Source organism: Cellulosimicrobium sp. NPDC057862, assembly GCF_042797035.1.
Classification (GTDB): domain Bacteria; phylum Actinomycetota; class Actinomycetes; order Actinomycetales; family Cellulomonadaceae; genus Cellulosimicrobium.
In genome coordinates this window covers 22,697-41,804 of sequence record NZ_JBHVMH010000019.1, presented here as the reverse complement: position 1 = coordinate 41,804, position 19,108 = coordinate 22,697, and the positions used below count along the sequence as shown (strand labels likewise).

General features: G+C 74.9%; 21 protein-coding genes. 13 read left to right on the top strand and 8 right to left on the bottom strand.

All coding sequences use genetic code 11. The annotated features are described in order from the left end of the window. Positions 1 to 6 precede the first annotated feature (6 nt). From ACFVN3_RS18055 to ACFVN3_RS18045, 3 genes are all read left to right on the top strand, one after another. The gene (locus ACFVN3_RS18055) at positions 7 to 402 is read left to right on the top strand and encodes an ArsR/SmtB family transcription factor (protein ID WP_378234337.1); all 396 of its coding nucleotides are present in this window, start codon (positions 7 to 9) and stop codon (positions 400 to 402) included. Then, positions 399 to 1,055 carry an SRPBCC family protein gene (locus tag ACFVN3_RS18050; RefSeq protein WP_378234335.1) on the top strand — a complete coding sequence of 219 codons (657 nt, stop codon included), beginning with the start codon at positions 399 to 401 and terminating at the stop codon, positions 1,053 to 1,055. Before ACFVN3_RS18055 ends, ACFVN3_RS18050 begins: the two co-directional genes overlap by 4 nt. Before the next feature lie 85 nt (positions 1,056 to 1,140). Continuing rightward, positions 1,141 to 1,968 carry a phosphatase PAP2 family protein gene (locus tag ACFVN3_RS18045; RefSeq protein ID WP_378234334.1) on the top strand — a complete coding sequence of 276 codons (828 nt, stop codon included), beginning with the start codon at positions 1,141 to 1,143 and terminating at the stop codon, positions 1,966 to 1,968. Between the two features lie 6 nt (positions 1,969 to 1,974). Here the strand turns inward: ACFVN3_RS18045 and ACFVN3_RS18040 are convergent, their stop codons facing one another. Together ACFVN3_RS18040 and ACFVN3_RS18035 are read right to left on the bottom strand one after the other, a co-directional pair. After that, a complete protein-coding gene (locus tag ACFVN3_RS18040; RefSeq protein WP_378234333.1) occupies positions 1,975 to 2,460 on the bottom strand; it encodes a hypothetical protein in 486 nt (161 codons plus the stop codon). Positions 2,461 to 2,494: 34 nt separating this feature from the next. Next, positions 2,495 to 3,346, bottom strand: a complete 852-nt coding sequence (locus tag ACFVN3_RS18035; protein WP_378234332.1) for a type II CAAX prenyl endopeptidase Rce1 family protein — start codon at positions 3,344 to 3,346, stop codon at positions 2,495 to 2,497. Between the two features lie 26 nt (positions 3,347 to 3,372). Here ACFVN3_RS18035 and ACFVN3_RS18030 point away from each other — a divergent pair, with 26 nt between their 5' ends. After that, complete coding sequence (locus tag ACFVN3_RS18030; protein ID WP_378234331.1) at positions 3,373 to 4,623, top strand: acyltransferase family protein; 1,251 nt, start codon at positions 3,373 to 3,375, stop codon at positions 4,621 to 4,623. A 4-nt stretch (positions 4,624 to 4,627) separates the two neighbouring features. Here the strand turns inward: ACFVN3_RS18030 and ACFVN3_RS18025 are convergent, their stop codons facing one another. Together ACFVN3_RS18025 and msrA are read right to left on the bottom strand one after the other, a co-directional pair. Further along, positions 4,628 to 5,464 (bottom strand): aldo/keto reductase, encoded by an 837-nt coding sequence (locus ACFVN3_RS18025; RefSeq protein ID WP_378234330.1) that lies wholly within the window; start codon positions 5,462 to 5,464, stop codon positions 4,628 to 4,630. 137 nt (positions 5,465 to 5,601) lie between these two features. Continuing rightward, complete coding sequence (gene msrA, locus ACFVN3_RS18020) at positions 5,602 to 6,276, bottom strand: peptide-methionine (S)-S-oxide reductase MsrA (RefSeq protein WP_047232060.1); 675 nt, start codon at positions 6,274 to 6,276, stop codon at positions 5,602 to 5,604. Between the two features lie 211 nt (positions 6,277 to 6,487). On the opposite strand from msrA, the gene ACFVN3_RS18015 reads away from it, so the two are divergent. The 3 genes from ACFVN3_RS18015 to ilvA all read left to right on the top strand — a co-directional run bounded on the left by ACFVN3_RS18015 (position 6,488) and on the right by ilvA (position 10,385). Beyond that, entirely contained in the window at positions 6,488 to 7,729 is a 1,242-nt protein-coding gene (locus ACFVN3_RS18015; RefSeq protein ID WP_378234329.1) for a cystathionine gamma-synthase, read from the top strand. A gap of 98 nt (positions 7,730 to 7,827) precedes the next feature. Continuing rightward, positions 7,828 to 9,123, top strand: coding sequence for an AI-2E family transporter (locus tag ACFVN3_RS18010; RefSeq protein ID WP_378234328.1), 1,296 nt, complete (start codon positions 7,828 to 7,830; stop codon positions 9,121 to 9,123). Beyond that, positions 9,120 to 10,385 (top strand): threonine ammonia-lyase, encoded by a 1,266-nt coding sequence (ilvA, locus tag ACFVN3_RS18005; RefSeq protein ID WP_378234327.1) that lies wholly within the window; start codon positions 9,120 to 9,122, stop codon positions 10,383 to 10,385. The genes ACFVN3_RS18010 and ilvA overlap by 4 nt, the downstream gene beginning before the upstream one ends. Before the next feature lie 82 nt (positions 10,386 to 10,467). Here ilvA and greA read toward each other — a convergent pair whose 3' ends face one another. Both greA and ACFVN3_RS17995 read right to left on the bottom strand, forming a co-directional pair. Beyond that, complete coding sequence (gene greA / locus ACFVN3_RS18000) at positions 10,468 to 10,950, bottom strand: transcription elongation factor GreA (RefSeq protein ID WP_378234326.1); 483 nt, start codon at positions 10,948 to 10,950, stop codon at positions 10,468 to 10,470. A 307-nt stretch (positions 10,951 to 11,257) separates the two neighbouring features. Next, positions 11,258 to 11,692 carry a DUF4307 domain-containing protein gene (locus ACFVN3_RS17995; RefSeq protein ID WP_378234325.1) on the bottom strand — a complete coding sequence of 145 codons (435 nt, stop codon included), beginning with the start codon at positions 11,690 to 11,692 and terminating at the stop codon, positions 11,258 to 11,260. Positions 11,693 to 11,887: 195 nt separating this feature from the next. Between ACFVN3_RS17995 and mca the strand changes: the two genes are divergently transcribed. The 3 genes from mca to ACFVN3_RS17980 are packed head-to-tail and all read left to right on the top strand — an operon-like array spanning position 11,888 to position 14,045. Then, positions 11,888 to 12,829 carry a mycothiol conjugate amidase Mca gene (gene mca, locus ACFVN3_RS17990; protein ID WP_378234323.1) on the top strand — a complete coding sequence of 314 codons (942 nt, stop codon included), beginning with the start codon at positions 11,888 to 11,890 and terminating at the stop codon, positions 12,827 to 12,829. Continuing rightward, the gene (locus ACFVN3_RS17985; protein ID WP_378234322.1) at positions 12,826 to 13,224 is read left to right on the top strand and encodes a hypothetical protein; all 399 of its coding nucleotides are present in this window, start codon (positions 12,826 to 12,828) and stop codon (positions 13,222 to 13,224) included. Before mca ends, ACFVN3_RS17985 begins: the two co-directional genes overlap by 4 nt. A 2-nt stretch (positions 13,225 to 13,226) precedes the next feature. Continuing rightward, on the top strand, positions 13,227 to 14,045 hold the full coding sequence (locus tag ACFVN3_RS17980) for a carbon-nitrogen hydrolase family protein (protein ID WP_378234321.1): 819 nt from the start codon (positions 13,227 to 13,229) through the stop codon (positions 14,043 to 14,045). Positions 14,046 to 14,091: 46 nt separating this feature from the next. On the opposite strand, the gene ACFVN3_RS17975 is transcribed toward ACFVN3_RS17980, so the two are convergent. Next, positions 14,092 to 14,835: a hemolysin III family protein gene (locus tag ACFVN3_RS17975; protein ID WP_378234320.1), complete on the bottom strand. Its 744-nt coding sequence runs from the start codon at positions 14,833 to 14,835 to the stop codon at positions 14,092 to 14,094. Positions 14,836 to 15,127: 292 nt separating this feature from the next. Between ACFVN3_RS17975 and ACFVN3_RS17970 the strand changes: the two genes are divergently transcribed. From ACFVN3_RS17970 to ACFVN3_RS17960, 3 genes are all read left to right on the top strand, one after another. After that, positions 15,128 to 15,889, top strand: coding sequence for an isoprenyl transferase (locus ACFVN3_RS17970; protein ID WP_378234319.1), 762 nt, complete (start codon positions 15,128 to 15,130; stop codon positions 15,887 to 15,889). A 93-nt stretch (positions 15,890 to 15,982) separates the two neighbouring features. After that, the gene (locus ACFVN3_RS17965; RefSeq protein WP_378234318.1) at positions 15,983 to 16,483 is read left to right on the top strand and encodes a MarR family winged helix-turn-helix transcriptional regulator; all 501 of its coding nucleotides are present in this window, start codon (positions 15,983 to 15,985) and stop codon (positions 16,481 to 16,483) included. 77 nt (positions 16,484 to 16,560) lie between these two features. After that, positions 16,561 to 17,763, top strand: a complete 1,203-nt coding sequence (locus tag ACFVN3_RS17960) for a glycerate kinase (RefSeq protein ID WP_378234317.1) — start codon at positions 16,561 to 16,563, stop codon at positions 17,761 to 17,763. A gap of 40 nt (positions 17,764 to 17,803) precedes the next feature. Here the strand turns inward: ACFVN3_RS17960 and ACFVN3_RS17955 are convergent, their stop codons facing one another. Next, positions 17,804 to 19,015 carry an AAA family ATPase gene (locus ACFVN3_RS17955; RefSeq protein ID WP_378234316.1) on the bottom strand — a complete coding sequence of 404 codons (1,212 nt, stop codon included), beginning with the start codon at positions 19,013 to 19,015 and terminating at the stop codon, positions 17,804 to 17,806. Positions 19,016 to 19,108: the final 93 nt, after the last annotated feature.

Here is a 19,108-nt window from a genome sequence, read left to right as displayed (position 1 = left end):
TGAAACATGGTCGTCATGGAAGCGTTCGACGTCCTCGGCGACCCGGTCCGGCGCCGGTTGCTCGAGCACCTCGCCCAGGGCGAGCGACCGGCGGGGGAGCTCGCCGCGCTCGTGGGCGAGGAGTTCGGGATCAGCCAGCCGGCCGTGTCCCAGCACCTCAAGGTGCTGCGGACGAGCGGCTTCGCGACCGTGCGGCCCGAGGGGACCCGACGCCTCTACGCGCTCGACCCCGCGGCGCTCGACGAGGTCGAGGACTGGGCGGCGGGCCTGCGCCGGTTCTGGGAGCAGCGGCTCGACGCGCTCGGCACCGAGCTCGCTCGCGGCGCCCGCGAGCGGCGACGCGCCGCGGCCGCCGACGAGGGCGCCGGACGCCCGACCGACACCACCAGGAGGACAGCATGAAGGACTTCATCGCCGAGCTCGAGTCCGCGCGACGCTCCCTCGGGACGGGAACGCTCCCCGCGGGCGAGGCCCGCGTCCTGACGATCGAGCGGACCTACCCCGCCGACGTCGAGGACGTGTGGGACGCCGTCACCGACCCCGAGCGCATCCCGCGCTGGTTCCTGCCGGTCACGGGCGACTTCCGGGTGGGCGGCACCTACCAGGTCGAGGGCAACGCGGGCGGAGAGATCCGCGCGTGCGACGCGCCGAACCTCCTCCGGCTCACCTGGGTCATGGGCCCGCCGACACCGGAGGACTCGTCGGTCGTCGAGCTCCGCCTCGCGCCCGCGCCCGACGGCGGCACGACCCTCACGCTCGAGCACACCGCCGTCGTGCCGCCGGAGATGTGGGACGTGTACGGCCCGGGGGCCGTCGGCGTCGGCTGGGACGGCGCGCTGCTGGGCCTCGGGCTGCACCTCGACGGGGCCGGACCGCTCGATCCCGAGGAGGTCCTCGCGAGCCCCGAGCTGCGCGCGTTCAACGTCGCGAGCAGCGAGGCGTGGGGAGCGGCGCTCGCGGAGGCGGACGGGCTGGGTGCGGACGAGGTCGCCGCGCGCGTCGCCGCCACGACGGCGTTCTACGTCCCGGCCGACGACACCCCCGACGCGCGGTAGGTCCGGCCCCGGGGGGACGGCCGACGGCGGACATCCCCCGTGGGGCGGATGTTCACCTGCCGTTCACCCGGCTTACCCTCGTGCGATGACCCCGCCCGATTCGTCCCGTCCCTCGACCCTGCTCGACCGCCCCGACGCCCCCGCCGCGACCCGTCCGCGCGTGCTGCCGGAGCCGCCAGAGGGCGCGTCGTCGCGGGTCGCGGGCCAGGTCCTCGTCGCGGTGTCGTGGCTGGTCGGGGCGGCCTTCGTCGTGCTGGTCGCGCGGCTCCTGCGGGGCCCGAGCGAGGCGCTCTACCTCGCGGTCACGGCGCGGACCGCGGAGCTGCCCGGGTCCGGGCTCGTCGCGGAGGGCGGGGTGCTCGTGCTCCTCGGGCTGTGCGCGGTCGTCGCGTGGCGCTCGCGTCGCGCGGGCGCGTCCGCCGTCGCGACGACGCTCGTCGCCGGGGTGGGCGCCGTCGCGGCCTACGCGGCGAGCGAGGCCGTCAAGTCCCTGGTCCGCCAGCCCCGAGGGTGCTGGGAGCTCGTCGAGGTCGCGCACTGCCCTGCCGCGGGGGACTGGTCGTTCCCGAGCAACCACACCGCCATCGCGTTCGCCCTCGCGACGGCGGTCGTCCTGGCCGGTGCGCCCGCCGTGCGCGTCCCCGGGGCGGTACCCGCGCGGCACGCCTACCGGTCGCCGCTGCGCGAGGTCGCGGTGTGGGTCGTGCTGCCCGTGGCGCTCGCCGTCGCGGTCGCCACGGCGAGGGTCGCCGAGGGCGTGCACTTCCCGCACGACGTCGTCGCGGGTGCGGCCGTCGGGGTGGCGGTCGTCGTCGCGGCCGTGACGGTCCTCGCCGGTCCGGCGACGGTCGCGGTCACCGCGGCGTGCCGCGTGGACGGCGTCCGCAAGGTCCTCCTGGCGCGGCCCGCCTGAGGAGCCTCAGGGACGGCGTCGGGCGCGGGCGGTCCCCACGACCCCCAGGACCACCGCGGCGACGAGCAGCACGGTGCCGAGCGCGGCCTGCGACAGGTCGACCGACGGCCCGACGGCGAACGTGCCGTCCGTCGTCGTGCCCTCCGACCGGCACGTGAGGGTCACGCTGCCGGCGTCGCTCGCGAACGAGGACTGCGCGCGCCAGTGCCGGGGCACGCGGAGGTCCTGCTGAGACATCGAGACGCGGAGCCCGACGTCCTCGCCGTCGGGTCCGGTGCCCTCGCACCGGACCTCGCTCCAGGCGGCGCCGGTGTCGGCGTAGACGGTGTGGTCGCCCGCGGTGAGCTCGACGCGCGCCGTCTCGCCGAACGGCGTCGCGGCCTGGACCCGGAAGCCCGGGAGCACCCACAGCCACAGCACGCCCAGCAGGCACAAGCCTGCGAGCACGAGGGGAACGAGGCCGGGGCGGGGGCCGGTTCGTCGTCCGGTCATGCGGGCACCGTACGGCACGGGCCCCCGGCCACGGTCAGCGCGGCGCGGTGACGAAGACGTCGAACAGCTCCGGGTGGTGTGCGTGCACGAGCACCGCGAACACCACGACGTCGAACAGCAGGTGCACCGCGACGACGTACGTGAGCGACTTGCTCCACGAGAAGATCCAGCCCTGCACGAGCGCGAACGGGACGGTGAGGAGCGGTCCCCACTCGCGGTACCCGAGCTCCCACAGGAACGACACGAACACCGCCGCCTGGAGCAGGTTCGCCGTCCACAGGCCGAAGTGCTCGCGGTACAGCGCGAACACGACGCACACGAAGAACAGCTCGTCCCAGATGCCCACCGCGTTGACGCCCACGAACAGGCGTGCGATCTCCTGCCCGCCCGTGATCTCCGGCCAGTTGAGGTAGGCGCCCGACCCGATGAAGTAGAACGGCAGGATCAGGTACCCCGCGAGGACGACCACGACGAGGTACACGATCTGTCCCCGGGTCCAGCGCCGCCCGGTGGCGACGGGGAACCGGATGACGTCGTCGTGGAACACGAACCGCGAGAGCGCCCACGGCACGAGCACCGCGAGGGACAGCACGACGGCGAAGCGCACCATCCCGGCGTCCGACAGGTCCGCCTCGAGCGAGATCGTCGAGATGATCGCCATGCCGCTGCCGACGAGCGCGAGGTCGCGCCCGAGCCGGCGGTCCACGGCGAGCCCCAGCGCCACGCCCAGCACGAGCGGTACGTACCCGAGCGGGCGCACGTGCACCGCGAACAGGAGCACCGCCGAGCCGGAGACGAGCACGGCGGCGAGCAGCCGGAGCGGCGAGCCGACCGCCCAGGGTGGTCGGGCGGCGTCGGGTGCGGGGGCGAGAGCCGGTGACGTCACCCGCCCACGGTGCCATGATGCGAGGCGTGGAGCGAGGGCCCGAGCAGCGACCGGACCGGCGTCGCGAGCTCGACGCGGTCCGTGCGGTCGTCGTCGTGGGCCTCGTGCTGTTCCACGCCGCGCTCGTGTTCGACGCGCGCGACGACTTCTACGTGAAGAACGCCGAGACCACCGAGCTCACGACGTTCGTCGTCGCGCCGGTCGTGGTGTGCGCGATGCCGCTGCTCTTCGCGATCGCGGGGATCGGGGCGTGGCACTCGGTGCGGTCGCGCGGGCCCGGCGGGTTCGTCCGGGAGCGCGTGCTCCGGATCGGGGTCCCGCTGCTCGTCGCGCTCGTGCTGCTCCTGCCCGTCCCGCAGTTCCTCCGGGCGCGTTCGGACGGCACGTGGACCGGCTCGTACCTCGCGTTCTGGCCGCGGTTCTTCGACGTCCGGCTCCAGCCCGGGGACGTCCCGTTCGTGCTCGACGGCGAGCACTTCGAGACGGGTCACCTGTGGTTCCTCGTGCTGCTGCTCACCTGGGCGCTCGTGCTCGCCGTACTCGTGCGCCTCGTGCCCGACGACGTCGCACGCCGGACGCGCGGGCGGCTCGCCCGGGCGGTGGGGGCGAAAGGGGCGGTGCTCGCGCCGGCGGTGGTCGTCGGCGTCGTGTGCGCGGCGCACGAGCTCGAGGAGGGGTTCGCTGCTTGGAGCCGCTGGGGCTACCTCCTCTTCTTCCTCGGCGGCTTCGCGCTCGCGTCCGACGAGCGGTTCCGGGCGGCGGTACGCCGGGACGCGGCGCTGGCCGGGCTGGTCGGGCTGGGGGTGTTCGCGGTGGGGATGGTGCTGTTCCTCGGACCCGCGGGCGAGGTCGACGCGTTCACGGGTCGCGGGGTCGGCGCGGTCGCGTTCCGGTTCCTCTACGGCGTCGCCGGGTGGTGCTGGGTGCTCGCGCTGCTCGGGCTCCTGGACCGGTGGGGCGCGCGACGGCGCGCGGTGGCCGCCCCTCCTGCGGCGGCGCCACTGCGCGTGACGAGCACCGCCCGGGGAGACGCCGTCGCGGTCCGTCCGTGGCGACGTCGGGCCTGGGCCTACCTCGGTGCGGCGGTGCTGCCGCTGTACGTGCTGCACCAGCCGGTCGTGGTCGCGGTCGCCTACGCGGTCGTGGGATGGGACCTGCCCGCCGCGTCGAAGTACGTGGTGATCGTCGTGGCGTCGCTCGGCGTGCTGCTGGCGGTCTACGACCTGCTGGTGCGGCGCACGCGCGTCACCCGCGTGCTCCTCGGCATGCGTGCCTGAGCCGTCACAGCTCCTCGTACACCGCCGGGTCCTGGTCGTTCGTGCGACCGTCCGGCCGGGCGAGGCCCGTGAGGGCGTTCATCTCGTGGGTCGTGAGCTCGAACGAGAAGACGTCGAGGTTCTCGCGCTGACGCTCGGGCGACGACGCCTTGGGCAGCGGCACGACGCCGAGCTGCACGTGCCAGCGCAGGATCGCCTGGACGGGGGAGACGCCGTGCGCGGCGGCCACCGCCGTGACGACGGGGTCGCGCAGGAGGTCGCTCGCGCGACCGATCGGGCTCCAGGCCTCGGTGACGATCCCGCGCTCGGCGTCGGCGGCCCGCTGCGCGGCCTGCGGGAAGTACGGGTGCAGCTCGACCTGGTTGACGACCGGCGTCACGCCCGTCGCGGCGATCACCGCGTCGAGGTGCTCGGGCAGGAAGTTCGAGACGCCCACGTGGCGGACCAGCCCGCGCTCGCGGCACTCGACGAGCGCCTCGTACGCCTCGACGTACCTCCCGACGCGCGGGTTCGGCCAGTGGATCAGGTACAGGTCGATGTGGTCGAGGCCGGTGCGGAAGAGCGACTCCTCGACGGTGCGAACCGCGTCGTCGTGCGCGTGGTGGCGACCGGGGAGCTTGGACGTGACGATCACGTCGTCGCGCGGGACGTCCGCGCGGCGCACCGCCGCGCCGACCGCGCCCTCGTTCTCGTAGCTGAACGCGGAGTCGATCAGCCGGTAGCCCGCGTCGATCGCGCGGGCGATCGTCTCCGCCCCCTCCTCGCCACCCAGCCTGTACGTGCCGAAGCCGATCGCGGGGATCGTCGTGCCGTCCTGGGCGCCGAGGGTGGGGATCGTCATGGGCCCATCCTGCGTCGGGGACGGTGCGCCGCGCACCCCGGCGTGGTCACGGCACCGGGGCGGGCCCGCGGCCGAGAGACGAGAAGTGGCCCCCGATCCGCAGGGATCAGGGGCCACGTCTCACGTCTCGGCGGGTGCTACGCGGCGCTCGGGAACGGGACGCCCGTGGTCGCGTGGCAGCGGTAGCCGTTCGGGTTCTTGTCGAGGTACTGCTGGTGGTAGTCCTCGGCGTAGTAGAACGGGCCGGCCTCGGCCGCGGGGCGCATCTCGGTCGTCACCGGGTCGTAGCCCTTGGCCTCGAGCACCGCCGAGTAGCGCGCCGCGGTGTCGCGGACCGCCTGCTCCTGCTCCGGCGTCGTCCAGTACACGGCGGACCGGTACTGGGTGCCGACGTCGTTGCCCTGGCGGTAGCCCTGCGTCGGGTCGTGCCGCTCCCAGAAGATCTTGAGGAGCTCCTCCTCGGAGACCTTCGTGGGGTCGTACGCGACGAGCGCCGTCTCGGTGTGGCCGGTGCGCGCGGTGCACGCCTCCTCGTAGGTGGGGTTCGGCGTGGTGCCGCCCATGTACCCGACGGCGGTGCTCACCACCCCGGGGACCTGCCAGAAGATCTCCTCGGCGCCCCAGAAGCAGCCCATCGCCAGGTAGAGCACGCGCGTGCCCTCGGGCCACGGGCCGGTGATCGAGGTGCCGAGCACGGTGTGGGGACGCGGGGTCTGCAGCACGGGCGACTGGCGCCCGGGCAGCGCGTCCTCGGGGGCGATCATCGTCGTCTTGCCGGACGAGCCGAAGATCGCGTCGAAGATCGAGTTCATCGCTTACCTCCTGAGGTGCCCGGACGACCGGGGCGCTGGCCCACGACGCATCATCCTGGCACGGGGTAGAACGCGGCACGGCCAACAGGTGTTCCTGAGCTGCCGACCGGGCGACGCCGCCGTGCCGACCAGGTCGTCGCGGGTCGTCCGGGCAACGAGAGGGGACCAGGACCACCTGCTCCGCGCCGTGGGTGCGCCGTAGGCTGGTCGGGTGACCACCCCGAGCGAGCACCCCGACTGGACCACCACCGGCTTCTCCACGCGTGCGATCCACGCGGGCCAGGACCCGGACGCGACCACCGGCGCCGTCGTGCCGCCCATCCACCAGGTCTCGACGTACAAGCAGGACGGCGTCGGCGGGCTGCGCGGTGGCTACGAGTACTCGCGCTCCGCGAACCCCACGCGCACCGCGCTCGAGGAGGCGCTCGCGGCCGCGGAGTCCGGCGGCCTGGGCCCGACGGCGGACGGGTCGCCCGCCGCGCGCGGGTTCGCCTTCGCGTCGGGCCTGGCCGCGGAGGACACGCTGCTGCGCGCCGTCGTGCGCCCCGGGGACCACGTGATCGTGCCCGACGACGCCTACGGCGGCACCTACCGGCTCATCGCCCGGGTGTTCGGGCCGTGGGGCGTGGAGCACACGCCCGTCGACCTCACGGACGTCGAGGCGGTCCGCGCCGCGGTGCGCCCCGAGACGCGCGTCGTGTGGGTCGAGACGCCGACCAACCCCCTGCTCGGGGTCAGCGACATCCAGGCGCTCGCGGGCGTCGCGCACGACGCCGGGGCGCTGCTCGTCGTCGACAACACCTTCGCGACCCCCTACCTCCAGCAGCCGCTCGCGCTCGGGGCGGACGTCGTCGTGCACTCCACGACCAAGTACGTCGGGGGGCACAGCGACGTCGTCGGGGGAGCGCTCGTCGTGGCGACGGGCGCGCAGCTCCCGGGCGGGCTCGTGTCGCCCGCGGGCGGGACCGACGTCGCGGGCGCGGTCGGGTTCCACCAGAACGCGTCGGGCGCCGTCGCCGGACCGTTCGACGCGTGGCTCACGCTGCGCGGCCTCAAGACGCTCGCGGTGCGCATGGACCGCCACCAGGCGAACGCGGCGGCCGTCGCCGACTTCCTCGCCGCCCACCCCGCGGTCACCGAGGTGATCTACCCCGGCCTCGCGTCCCACCCCGGGCACGAGCTCGCCGCGCGCCAGATGCGCGGGTTCGGCGGCATGGTGTCGTTCCGTGCGGGCAGCGAGGCGAAGGCGCTCGACGTGTGCGCGCGCACCCAGGTCTTCACGCTCGCGGAGTCCCTGGGCGGCGTCGAGTCGCTCATCGAGCACCCGGGCCGCATGACCCACGGCTCCGTCGCCGGGACGGCGCTCGAGGTCCCCGACGACCTCGTCCGTCTCTCCGTCGGCATCGAGGATGTCGAGGACCTCGTCGCGGACCTCACCCAGGCGCTGGGGTAGCACGGGACGCCCCGCCGGGCGGGGAGATCCTGCGCACACCGGGCGCGGCGCGGGTATTCAGCGCCGCGCGGGGAGGGTCCCTCGCCTAGGGTTGGCCCGTGAGCGCGCAGGCCGACCAGCACAGGACCCCCGACCCGCTTCCTCCCGGGCGCCCCGGCGCGACGGCGGTGCCCGACTCGGTGCGCTCGGCCGCCGCCTGGTCGTGGCGGCTGCTGCTCATCGGCCTGACGATCGCGGCGGGCCTGTGGCTCGTCACGCAGCTCAAGGTGATCGTCGTCCCCATCGCGGTGGCGCTCCTGCTCACGGTGCTGCTCACGCCCGTCCAGCGGTTCTTCCGGCGTCACCTGCGCATGTCGCGCGGGCTCGCGTCCGGTGCGTCGCTCATCACGCTGATCGTCGTCGTCGCGGGGCTCGTGGCGATCGCGGGACAGCAGATCGTCAGCGGCTTCCAGGACCTGCGCGACCAGGCGGTCGAGGGGTTCGAGCAGTTCACCGAGTGGCTCGCCGACGGCCCGCTCGGCCTCGACTCGACGACGATCTCGCACTGGCTCGACCAGGCCGGGACCGCGGTCTCGGAGAACCAGGACTCGATCGTCTCCGGCGCGCTGGGCGCGGCGACGACGATCGGCCACGTGGTCGCCGGCGCCCTCATCGCGCTCTTCTGCACGTTCTTCTTCCTGCTCGACGGGCGCACGATCTGGTCGTGGGTCGTCGGGCTGCTGCCGCTGCGCGCGCGCGACAACGTCCACCAGGCCGGACGCCGCGGCATCGTTACGCTCGCCGCGTACACGCGCACGCAGATCCTCGTGGCCGCCGTCGACGCCGTCGGCATCGGGATCGGCGCCGCGTTCTTCGTCCCGTCGCTCGCGCTGCCGCTGGGCATCCTCGTGTTCGTCGGGTCGTTCATCCCGATCGTCGGTGCCATCGTCACGGGCTCGATCGCGGTGCTCGTCGTTCTCGTCGCGCAGGGCTGGGTCCAGGCCCTGGTCATGCTCGGCATCGTCCTGCTCGTGCAGCAGATCGAGGGCCACATCCTCCAGCCGTTCCTCATGGGCCACGCCGTCTCGCTGCACCCGGTCGCCGTGCTGCTCGTCGTCGCGGCGGGGAGCTTCGCCGCGGGGATCGTCGGCGCGCTGTTCGCCGTCCCCATCGCCGCGGTCCTCAACACCGTCGTCCTCTACCTGCACGGGCACGACAAGTTCCCCGAGCTCGGGACGGACGACCGGGTCGTGGTGCGGGGGAGCCCGCAACCGCCGGTCATCGCGCGCGCGGAGGCAGACCTCGAGGACGTCGGCGCGCGCCGTCGGGCCCGCGAGGGCGCCGGCGATGACTCCGCCGTGGTCGGACCGCAGGACACCGGCCCCGTGGAGGACGCGCCCGGGGAGGCGCGGTGACGTCGGGACCCGTACCGGTCCCGCTCGACGACGTCCGCGACGCCGCCCGTCTGCTCGACGGCGTCGCGTACCGCACCCCGGTCCAGACGACGCGCGCGATCAGCGAGGCCGCGGGCGTCCGCGTGCTGCTCAAGTGCGAGAACCTCCAGCGCGCGGGGTCGTTCAAGGTGCGCGGCGCGTACGTGCGCATGGCGCGCCTGAGCGACGACGAGAAGGCGCGCGGCGTCGTCGCGGCGAGCGCCGGCAACCACGCGCAGGGCGTCGCGTTCGCCGCCGGTCTGCTCGGCATCCGCGCGGTCGTGTACATGCCGGTGGACGCCGCGCTGCCCAAGGTCGCGGCGACGCGCCAGTACGGCGCGGAGGTCCGGCTCGTCGGCGCCGACGTGGACGAGACGCTGGCCGCCGCACGCGCGGAGGCCGAGCGGACGGGCGCGGTGTTCATCCACCCGTTCGACCACCCCGACGTCGTGTCCGGTCAGGCGACGATCGCGCTGGAGATCCTCGAGCAGGTGCCCGACGTCCGGACCGTGATCGCGCCGCTCGGTGGCGGCGGGCTGGTCGCGGGCCTCGCCGGGGCGTTCGCGCAGGCGGCGCCGCACGTGCGCGTGATCGGGGTGCAGGCGGAGCGTGCCGCCGCCTACCCGGGCTCGCTCGCCGCGGGGGAGCCGACGACGGCGCGGCTCGCCGCGACGATGGCCGACGGCATCGCGGTCGGGACGCCCGGCGCGGTGCCGTTCGGGATCCTGGCGCAGCACGGCGTCGAGGTCCGCACGGTGACCGAGGAGGAGATCTCCCGGTCGCTGCTCATGGTCGCCGAGCGCGCGAAGCTGCTCGTCGAGCCCGCCGGGGCCACCGGCGTCGCGGCACTCCTCTCGGGGACGGCGGCGGTCGACGCGGGCGCGGCGGACCCGGTCGAGGGTCCGGTCGTCGTCGTGCTGTCCGGGGGGAACATCGACCCGCTCGTGCTGCTGCGGGTCGTGCGGCACGGCCTCGCGGCGGCCGGCCGGTACATCCAGCTCCAGGTGCTGCTCGACGACCGCCCCGGCGCCCTCGCGCGCATGCTCGAGGTCATCGCGACCAAGCGCGGCAACATCATGCACATCGACCACGACCGCACGGACGTGGGCCTCGCGATCGGCGAGGCGTGGGTGCGCATGCAGGTCGAGACGAAGGGCCCGGAGCACTGCGACGAGCTCGTCGCGCACCTGCGCTCCGAGGGCTACCGCGTCGAGCGCAGCGACGGCGGCTCGCCCCGGCTCTGACGAGAAGCGCGAAGTGGCCCCTCCGACGTGTCGGAGGGGCCACTTCTCACGTCTCACCGGTGGCGTGGCCGCCGGTGGCGCGTCAGCCCTCGAAGGGCTTCGCGGCGACGATCTTCACGCTGATCTCGTTGCCGTTCGGCGCGGCGTAGCTCGTCTCGTCGCCGACGGTCTTGCCACCGATCGCGGCACCGAGCGGCGACGTCGGCGAGTACACGTCGAGGTCGGTCGTGCCGGCGATCTCGCGCGAGCCGAGGAGGAACGTCATCTCGTCGCCCGCGACGACCGCGGTGACGACCATGCCGGGCTCGACCATGCCGTCGTCCGGCGGCGTGCCGATCTGCACGTTGCGCAGCTTCTCGGTGAGCTCACGGATGCGGGCCTCGTTCTTGGCCTGCTCCTCGCGTGCGGCGTGGTAGCCGCCGTTCTCCTTGAGGTCGCCCTCGTCGCGCGCGGCGGCGATGCGCTCCGCGATCTCGGTGCGGCCCTCGCCGGACAGGTGGGCGAGCTCGGCCTGCAGCCTGTCGTGCGCCTCCTGGGTCAGCCAGGTGACGGTGGTGTCGGTCACGGTTCGCTCCTTCCTTTCCATGGTCGACGGCCGGGTCGGTCGCACGGCCGTGCGGGTACGGGCAGCCGGGGCGCGTGCGTTCGCGGTGCGCCTGCCTGCCCGGGTCGGTGACGCTGGCCGGGTGGCAGCGCGTAGGACTGGTCTCCCGCTGGTCGCCGGGGCGCCCGGAGGGCGCGTGCCTGTCACCAGCACGCAGTCTCGGGCTCCACACGGTCGGGTGCGGGAATCCCTCAGGATAGCAAAGCACAGGGCGCCGACAGCGACGCCGCAGGTCAGCGAGCGCGCGGGGACGACGCCCCGGGGCGCGTCAGGGGGCGACGCGGCAGGACTGGACGATGCCGGTCGTGGCGAGCTCGGAGGTCGCCACGCTCACGGTGTACCGGGACTCAGTGACCTCGACCGGGCCGACCGTCACGTCGACCGTCCCGACCTGGGCGAAGCTCTCGGCGAGGGCGTCGAGCGTGCACGTCGCCGTCGTCCCCGGGTCCATGTAGACCTCGAACGTCACGTCGACGCGCTCCGGGCTCACGACGGTGTAGCCGAAGTCCTTGAACCGCACCGGCTCGTTCGCGTACCGCAGCCCGATGACGAGCGTGATCGCGAGCCCGACGATCGCGACGAGCACGATCCCGACGACGGCCAGGCGGCGGCGCCGCTCGGTCGGCTCGGGCCCGTAGCGGCCCGCCGGCGGTCGCAGGGGTGCGCCCGGGCTCGGCGGCGGGGCGGTGGTCTCGTTCGTCATGGTGCGGTCCCGTGGTCGGTGCCGCCGCGTCCGGTCGCGGACCCGGCGTCCTGCCGGTGGTCCCGGCGGTTCGTCAGGTGTGGGCGCGGTGGGGGATCATGTCCTCGACCCATCTTCGCAGAGCCCGGGCGCTCGTCGTGCACCCACGACAGGTCCGGTCGTGCGAGGAGACGTACGACGCACCCGGGAGGACCAGTGGCCGAACCCGCGGCCGGATCGACCACCCACCGCGAGCAGCCGGAGACGCTCCGTCTCCTGGCCGTGCACGCCCACCCCGACGACGAGTCGAGCAAGGGCGCCGCGACGGCCGCCCGCTACGCGGCCGAAGGCGTCGACGTGCTCGTCGCGACGTGCACGGGCGGTGAGCGCGGCGACATCCTCAACCCGAGCTTCGGCGAGGGGCCCGACGGCATCGAGGGCATGCGCGCCCTGCGCCGGGTCGAGATGGCGTCCGCGGCGCGCGCGCTCGGGGTGCGCCAGCAGTGGCTCGGGTTCGTCGACTCGGGGCTCCCGGAGGGCGACCCGCTGCCCCCGCTGCCCGAGGGCTCGTTCGGCCTGGTCCCGCTCGAGGAGGCGGCCGCGCCGCTCGTCGAGCTCGTGCGCGAGTTCCGGCCCCACGTCGTGACGACGTACGACCCGTCGGGTGGCTACCCCCACCCCGACCACGTCATGTGCCACCGCGTCGCGTTCGAGGCGTTCCACGCCGCGGGCGACCCCGACCGCTACCGCCGCGAGGGCGGGGCGGCCCCCTGGGCGCCGCTCAAGCTGTACTACAACCACGACTTCTCGATGAACCGGATCCGCACGCTGCACGAGGCGATGCAGGGCGCCGGCCTGGAGTCGCCCTTCGGCGACTGGGTCGAGTCCCGGTCCGCGCGGGAGATCCCCGAGCGCGAGGTCACGACCCGCGTCCACGTCGCGCGCTACTACGCGCAGCGCGACGCGGCGCTCATCGCGCACGCGTCGCAGATCGACCCCGACGGCTTCTTCTTCGCGATCCCGCGTGACCTCGAGGTCGACGTGTGGCCGTTCGAGGAGTTCGAGCTCGCCGAGTCGCGCGTCCCCACGCAGGTGCCCGAGGACGACCTCTTCGCGGGCGTCCGCGACCTCGTCGCGAGCGAGGGGGCGGCCTCGTGACCACGACGACGCCCCTCGCGGACTCCCTGGCGACGACCGGTGCGGGCGGCCCGGGCTGGGCGGCCGACGTCGTCGCCGAGACCGCGACGCCGAGCCCCTCGGACGACCCGCTGCGCGAGGACCTCGACCCGAACGACGTGTCCCCGGGTCTCGTCGGCTTCCTCGCGATCTTCGCGGTGGCCCTCGCGACCGTCGGCCTGTTCTTCGCGCTGTCCCGCCAGCTCCGGCGCATGCGGCACAACGCCGAGGTGCAGGGCATCGGCGCGGACGGTCCGCTGGAGCCGGGCGACGGCGACGACGGCGAGTCCTCCGGCGGCGCGACGGGCGACGGCAGCGCGCCCGACGACAGCGCGCCCGACGGGGCGCCCGGCAGCGGTCCCGCGCGGCAGGGCTGACCGTGGCCACCGGGGCGCGGGTCACGATCGGCCAGCTCGAGGTGTCGGCCGACCACGCGGCCAACCTCGTCACCGTCGGAGCCGCGTTCCGGGAGGCGGCGCGCGTGCGCGCGGACCTGCTCGTCCTGCCCGAGTACGCGGCGGCCTTCGACCCCCGGGGCACGGGCGTCGAGCACGCCGAGCCGCTCGACGGGCCGTTCGTGACGACCCTGCGCCGGCTCGCGCGGGAGCACGGGGTCGCGGTGATCGCGGGCACGCTCGTGCCCGGCGGCGCGGCGGGGCGTGCGGTCAACGTGGTGGTCGCCGTCGACGCGTCCGGCGAGCTCGTGGGCACGTACCGCAAGGTCCACCTCTACGACGCGTTCGGGCACCGCGAGTCCGACCGGCTCGACGCCGGCGACCCGGCGGCACCCCCGCTCGTCCTGCGCCTCGGCGACCTGACCTTCGGCGTCATGACGTGCTACGACCTGCGCTTCCCCGAGAGCGCGCGGCGGCTCGTCGACGCCGGTGCGGACGTGCTGGTCGTGCCCGCGGCGTGGGCGGCGGGCGACCTCAAGGCCGACCAGTGGCGCACCCTCTCCCGGGCGCGGGCGATCGAGAACACCGCCGTCGTGCTCGCGGTCGGGCAGGCGGGCAAGGGCGTGACCGGCCGCTCGCTCCTCGTGGGGCCCGACGGTCAGGTCGGCCTGGAGCTCGGCGAGCGCGCCGAGCTGCGCAGCGCCGACCTCGACCCCGCGGCCCTGGCGGGCGTGCGCGAGCGCAACCCGTCCCTCGCCAACCGCCGCTACGCCGTCGTGCCGCGGGAGGCGGCGTCCTCGTAGGGCCGGGAACGGGAGCTGCTCCCGAGGAACGGCGGCGCGGGGTGGCTCAGCGCGCGGCGACCGCCGCGAGCATGATCGCGACGTAGTGACACGTGAACCCGACGACGGTGAGCACGTGGAAGATCTCGTGGAAGCCGAACCAGCGGGGGCTGGGGTTCGGCTTCTTGATGCCGTAGACGACGGCGCCGAGCGTGTAGGCCAGGCCGCCGGCGGCGACGAGCCAGACGATCGCCGGCCCGTTCGTCGTGGTCCAGAACTGCGGCATGTACCCGACGGCGACCCAGCCGAGGGCGACGTAGATCGGCACGTAGACCCAGCGCGGGGCGTCGAGCCACAGGATCCGGGCGAGGAGGCCGAGGACGGCGCCGCCCCACACGATCGCGAGCAGGATCGTCGCGGTCCGCTGGGGGAGCAGGAGCACGGCGAGGGGCGTGTACGTGCCCGCGATGATGAGGAAGATGTTCGAGTGGTCGGCGCGCCGGAGCACCCCGGCGACGCGCGGCGACCACGTGCCGCGGTGGTAGACCGCGCTCGTGCCGAAGAGCAGGCACGCGCTGAGCCCGAAGATCGCGCACGACACCTTGCCCGCGACCGGCGGCGCGACGACGACGAGGACGATGCTCGCGACGAGGACGAAGGGGAACGTCCCGGCGTGGATCCACCCGCGCAGGCGCGGCTTGACCGCCTCGGCGACCTTCTCGACGGCGTCGCCCACGCTCTCGCGGACGCTCTCCAGGGCGCCGGCGTCGGGTGCGCTGGGGGTGCGGTCGCTGTCGGTCGGTCGGTCCACGGCGTCTCCTCGGGGTCGGGCCGGATCGGGCGCGGTCAGGGTCGTGCTCGGTCCCACGGGCCGGCGCACGGCGCCGTCCCGGTCAACCTACGCCATCGTAGGTTACGGCAGCGTAGGTAGACGACCTCGGACGGCGCCGCGGTGTGAAGATCCTGGGCAGGGGCGTGGACCGCCGCCGCCGCCCTGCCGTCCGGGCGACGTGGAGCGGTAGCGTGTGCGGGTTCGGCCCGCGTGTCCCGTCAAGGACCAGCCCGCCGGGCGACACCCGTCCTTCCACCGCCGAGGAACCGTCGTGCGCCTGCCCCGCCCTGTCTACGGACTCTACGAGCGTCGCCTCGCCGCGACTCTCTCGCACGAGAGCGTGCCGCGCCACGTGGGCGTCATCCTCGACGGCAACCGGCGCTGGGCGCGCTCGTTCGGCGAGTCGACGGCGACCGGCCACCGCCGGGGTGCGGACAAGATCGCGGAGTTCCTGGGCTGGAGCGAGGACCAGGGCGTCGAGGTCGTCACGCTGTGGATGCTCTCGACCGACAACCTCTCGCGCTCGCAGGAGGAGCTCACCGCGCTGCTCGACATCATCGAGGACGCGGTGCGCGACCTGGCCGACTCGGGCCGCTGGCGGCTGCGGGTCATGGGCCGCCTCGACCTGCTCCCCGAGCGCCTCGCGGGCGCGCTGCGCGAGGCGCAGCAGCGCACGGCCTCGGTCGACGGGCTCCAGGTGAACGTGGCCATCGGGTACGGCGGCCGGCACGAGATCGCCGACGCGGTGCGGTCCTACCTCCGCGAGCAGGCGGCCGCGGGCGCGCGGCTCCAGGACCTCGCGGAGAACCTCGACGTCGAGCACATCGAGGAGCACCTGTACACCAAGGGCCAGCCGGACCCGGAGCTCGTCATCCGCACGTCGGGCGAGCAGCGCCTCGGCGGGTTCCTGCTGTGGCAGAGCGCGCACTCCGAGTTCTACTTCTGCGAGGCGTACTGGCCCGACTTCCGGCGCGTGGACTACCTACGCGCGCTGCGCGCCTACTCCCAGCGCGAGCGCCGGCTCGGCCGCTGATCCTCTCCGCAAGCGGGTAGGGTCGATGCGAACGCATCGATCGATCCGTCCGGGGGTGTCATGGTCGCGCAGGGCCATCACGACGACGGGCCTGTGACCGGACCCGGCCACACGAACCCCCGGCTCGCGGTCGAGACGTGGGAGTCGCTGTTCCGGGCGCAGGTCACGATCATGCGCCGTCTGCAGTCGGACCCCGTCTGGGACGGCCTGACCCTGCGCGAGTACGACGTGCTCTTCTCGCTCACCAAGGGCCCCGACGAGGGGATGCGCCTGCGCGACCTCAACGTCTACATCCTGCTCAGCCAGCCGTCGCTGAGCCGCATGGTGGACCGGCTGGCGACCCGAGGCCTGGTCGACCGGACGTCCGCGCCCGACGACGCGCGCGGCACGCTCGTCCGGCTCACCCCGGCGGGCCGGGACCTCCAGCGGGCGACCGGCCGCGCGCACGCGCGCGCGATCGCGACCTACGTGGGCGGGGCGCTCGACGACGACGAGCTCGCGACGCTTGGCGAGCTCCTCGAGCGGCTGCGCGCGGCGCAGAGCGACATCCCCGACGCGGTGCCGGACCCGCGGACGGCCGAGCAGCGGCCCTGAGCGCTGTGGCGGGGAACACGTCCGGTCGGTCCGTTCCCGGGCGGACCAGGGCGGCTCCGCCTGCCTAGGATGCGAGCGTGTCCTCAACGCCGAGCACCACCCCGACCGGTCCCGACCAGCCACGCCCCGACGGCCCGCTGCGCGTCGTCGTCGCGCCCGACTCGTTCAAGGGCAGCCTGAGCGCCGCGGACGTCGCGCACGCCGTCGCCGCCGGGATCCGCAGCGTCGTCCCCGACGCCGAGGTCGTCGAGCTCCCCATGGCCGACGGCGGAGAGGGGACGCTCGAGGCGCTCCTCGCCGTGTGGGGCGTGCCGGCGCGCGAGGTCGCGACCGTGGACGCGATCGGCCGCCCGCGCACCGCGCGGTACGGGGTCTCCGCCGACGGGCGGCTGGGCGTCGTGGAGCTCGCGGAGGCGAGCGGTCTGCCGCAGGTGAGCGACGTCGCGCTCCAGCCCCTGCACGCGCACACCCTCGGCACCGGGGCGGCGGCCGCGGCCGTGCTCGACGCGGGCGTGGACGAGGTGATCGTGTGCCTGGGCGGGTCGGCGTCGACCGACGGCGGCGCGGGCATCCTCACCGGCCTCGGCGCGCGGCTCCTCGACGCCGCCGGCGCGCAGGTGCCCGACGGGGGCGAGGGGCTCGCGCGTGTCGCGCGCCTCGACCTGTCGGGGCTGCACCCGCGCGCCCGCGACGTGCGCTGGCGCCTCGCCGTCGACGTCACCAACCCGCTGCACGGCGAGCGAGGTGCCGCCTCCGTGTTCGGGCCGCAGAAGGGCGCCCAGGAGGCGGACGTCGCGTTCCTCGACGACGCGCTGCGCCGCTGGGCCGGCGTGCTCGTCGAGGAGGCCGGGTTCGACGTCTCGGAGCTCGCGGGCGCCGGGGCCGCGGGCGGTGTGCCCGCCGCGATGGTCGGCGTCCTCGGTGCCGAGCTGGAGCCCGGCGCGCGCCTCGTCGCCGAGGCCGTCGGGCTGCCGGACGCGATCCGCCGTGCGGACCTGGTCGTCACGGGCGAGGGGTCGTTCGACTCGCAGTCGGTCAACGGCAAGGTCGCCGACGCGATGGGCGCGCTCGCCGCCGAGGCGCCGCACCGCCCGCCGGTCGTCGTGCTCGCAGGGCGCGTCCTGCTGCCGGCCCACCAGGCGCGCGACGCCGGGATCGCGGCCGCCTTCAGCATCGCCCCCGGCCCCATCGAGCTCGACGAGCTGCTCGACCGCACGGCCTCCCGGCTGACCGACCTCGCCGCGACGGTCACGAGCCTCCACGTCGCCTCGCGGCGCTGACGGCCACCCCTGGCCGCGGGCCCGAGGCCGCGGGCCGGTGTCACCGCCGGGGCCACGTCCACGGCGGCTGGTCGAGCAGGCCCTCGCGCCCGGCGACCGTCGTCTCGCCGAACGGCGAGCGGACGAGCTCGACCTCGAGGAGGTCGCCGGGCCCTGGCAGGTCGGCCGCTCCCGACGCCGTCGCGTCCCGCAGCGCCTCGACGAGCGGCGTCGCGTGGGTCACCACGACGACCTGCGTCTCCCGCGCCGCGGCGTGCACGAGCGCGCCGAGCGCCGGGAGCAGGTCGGGGTGCAGGCTCGTCTCGGGCTCGTTGAGCACGAGGAGCTCGGGCGGGCGCGGCGAGAGCAGCGCGGCGACGAGGAACAGGTAGCGCAGCGTGCCGTCGCTCAGCTCGGCGCCGGTGAGCGGCCGGAGCAGCCCGTGCTGGTGGAGGGCGAGCTCGAACCGCCCGTCGTCGGCGTGCACCGCGAGCCGGCTCCCGGGGAACGCGCGGGAGACGGCGGCGTCGAGCTCGTCGCCGCGGCCGAGGTCCCGCACGGTCTCGAGCGCCGCGGCGAGGTCCGCGCCGTCGTGCGCGAGGACCGGCGTGCGGGTGCCGACCTGCGGCGCGCGCGCCGGGGCGCCGGCGTCGGTGCGGAGCTGGTCGTAGAACCGCCACGAGCGCAGGACCTCCCGCACCGCGACGACCTCCGGCGCGCCCACGGGGTCGACGAGCTCGGTGAGCACGCTGTCGAACGACCGGAGCCGGGCGGGGGAGGAGACCCAGCGTCCGGCGTCGTCCCGCACGCGGACCGCGGGTCCACGCCGCTCGACCTGGAGCGTCGCGGGGCGCGGGGCCGGGCCGGACCAGATCGTCTCGACCTTGATCTCCGGGTCGAGGCCGAACGCCGGCCCCGGGTGCTGCGGCAGCCCGAGGTCGACGGCGTAGCCGAGGTCGCCCGGAGCCGCGCCCGCGAACCCCAGCCGCAGCGCGACGGGCGCGGTCCGGCGAGTGCCCTGCACCGGGCCGCCGTCACGCAGCGCGCGGCTGCCGCCTTGCTCGGGCCCGGCCCACAGCGTCGAGCGCAGCCCGCCCTCGCGCGCGACCGCCCCGACCGCGCCCCCGAGGGCGCACTCGGCGAGCAGGCGCAGCGCGCGGTACAGGCTCGACTTGCCGGTCCCGTTGGCCCCGGTCACGACCGTGAGCCGGCCGAGCGGCAGGACCAGGCTGCGCAGGGACCGGTACCCCTCCACGGCGATCGTCGCGAGCATCGTCACCTCCGCCGGGCACGCTACGCGTCGCCTCCCACGCGGGTTCTCCGCGGTCCGCGGGCATCCGCACCCGAGGTTGCGGACGCCCGTATC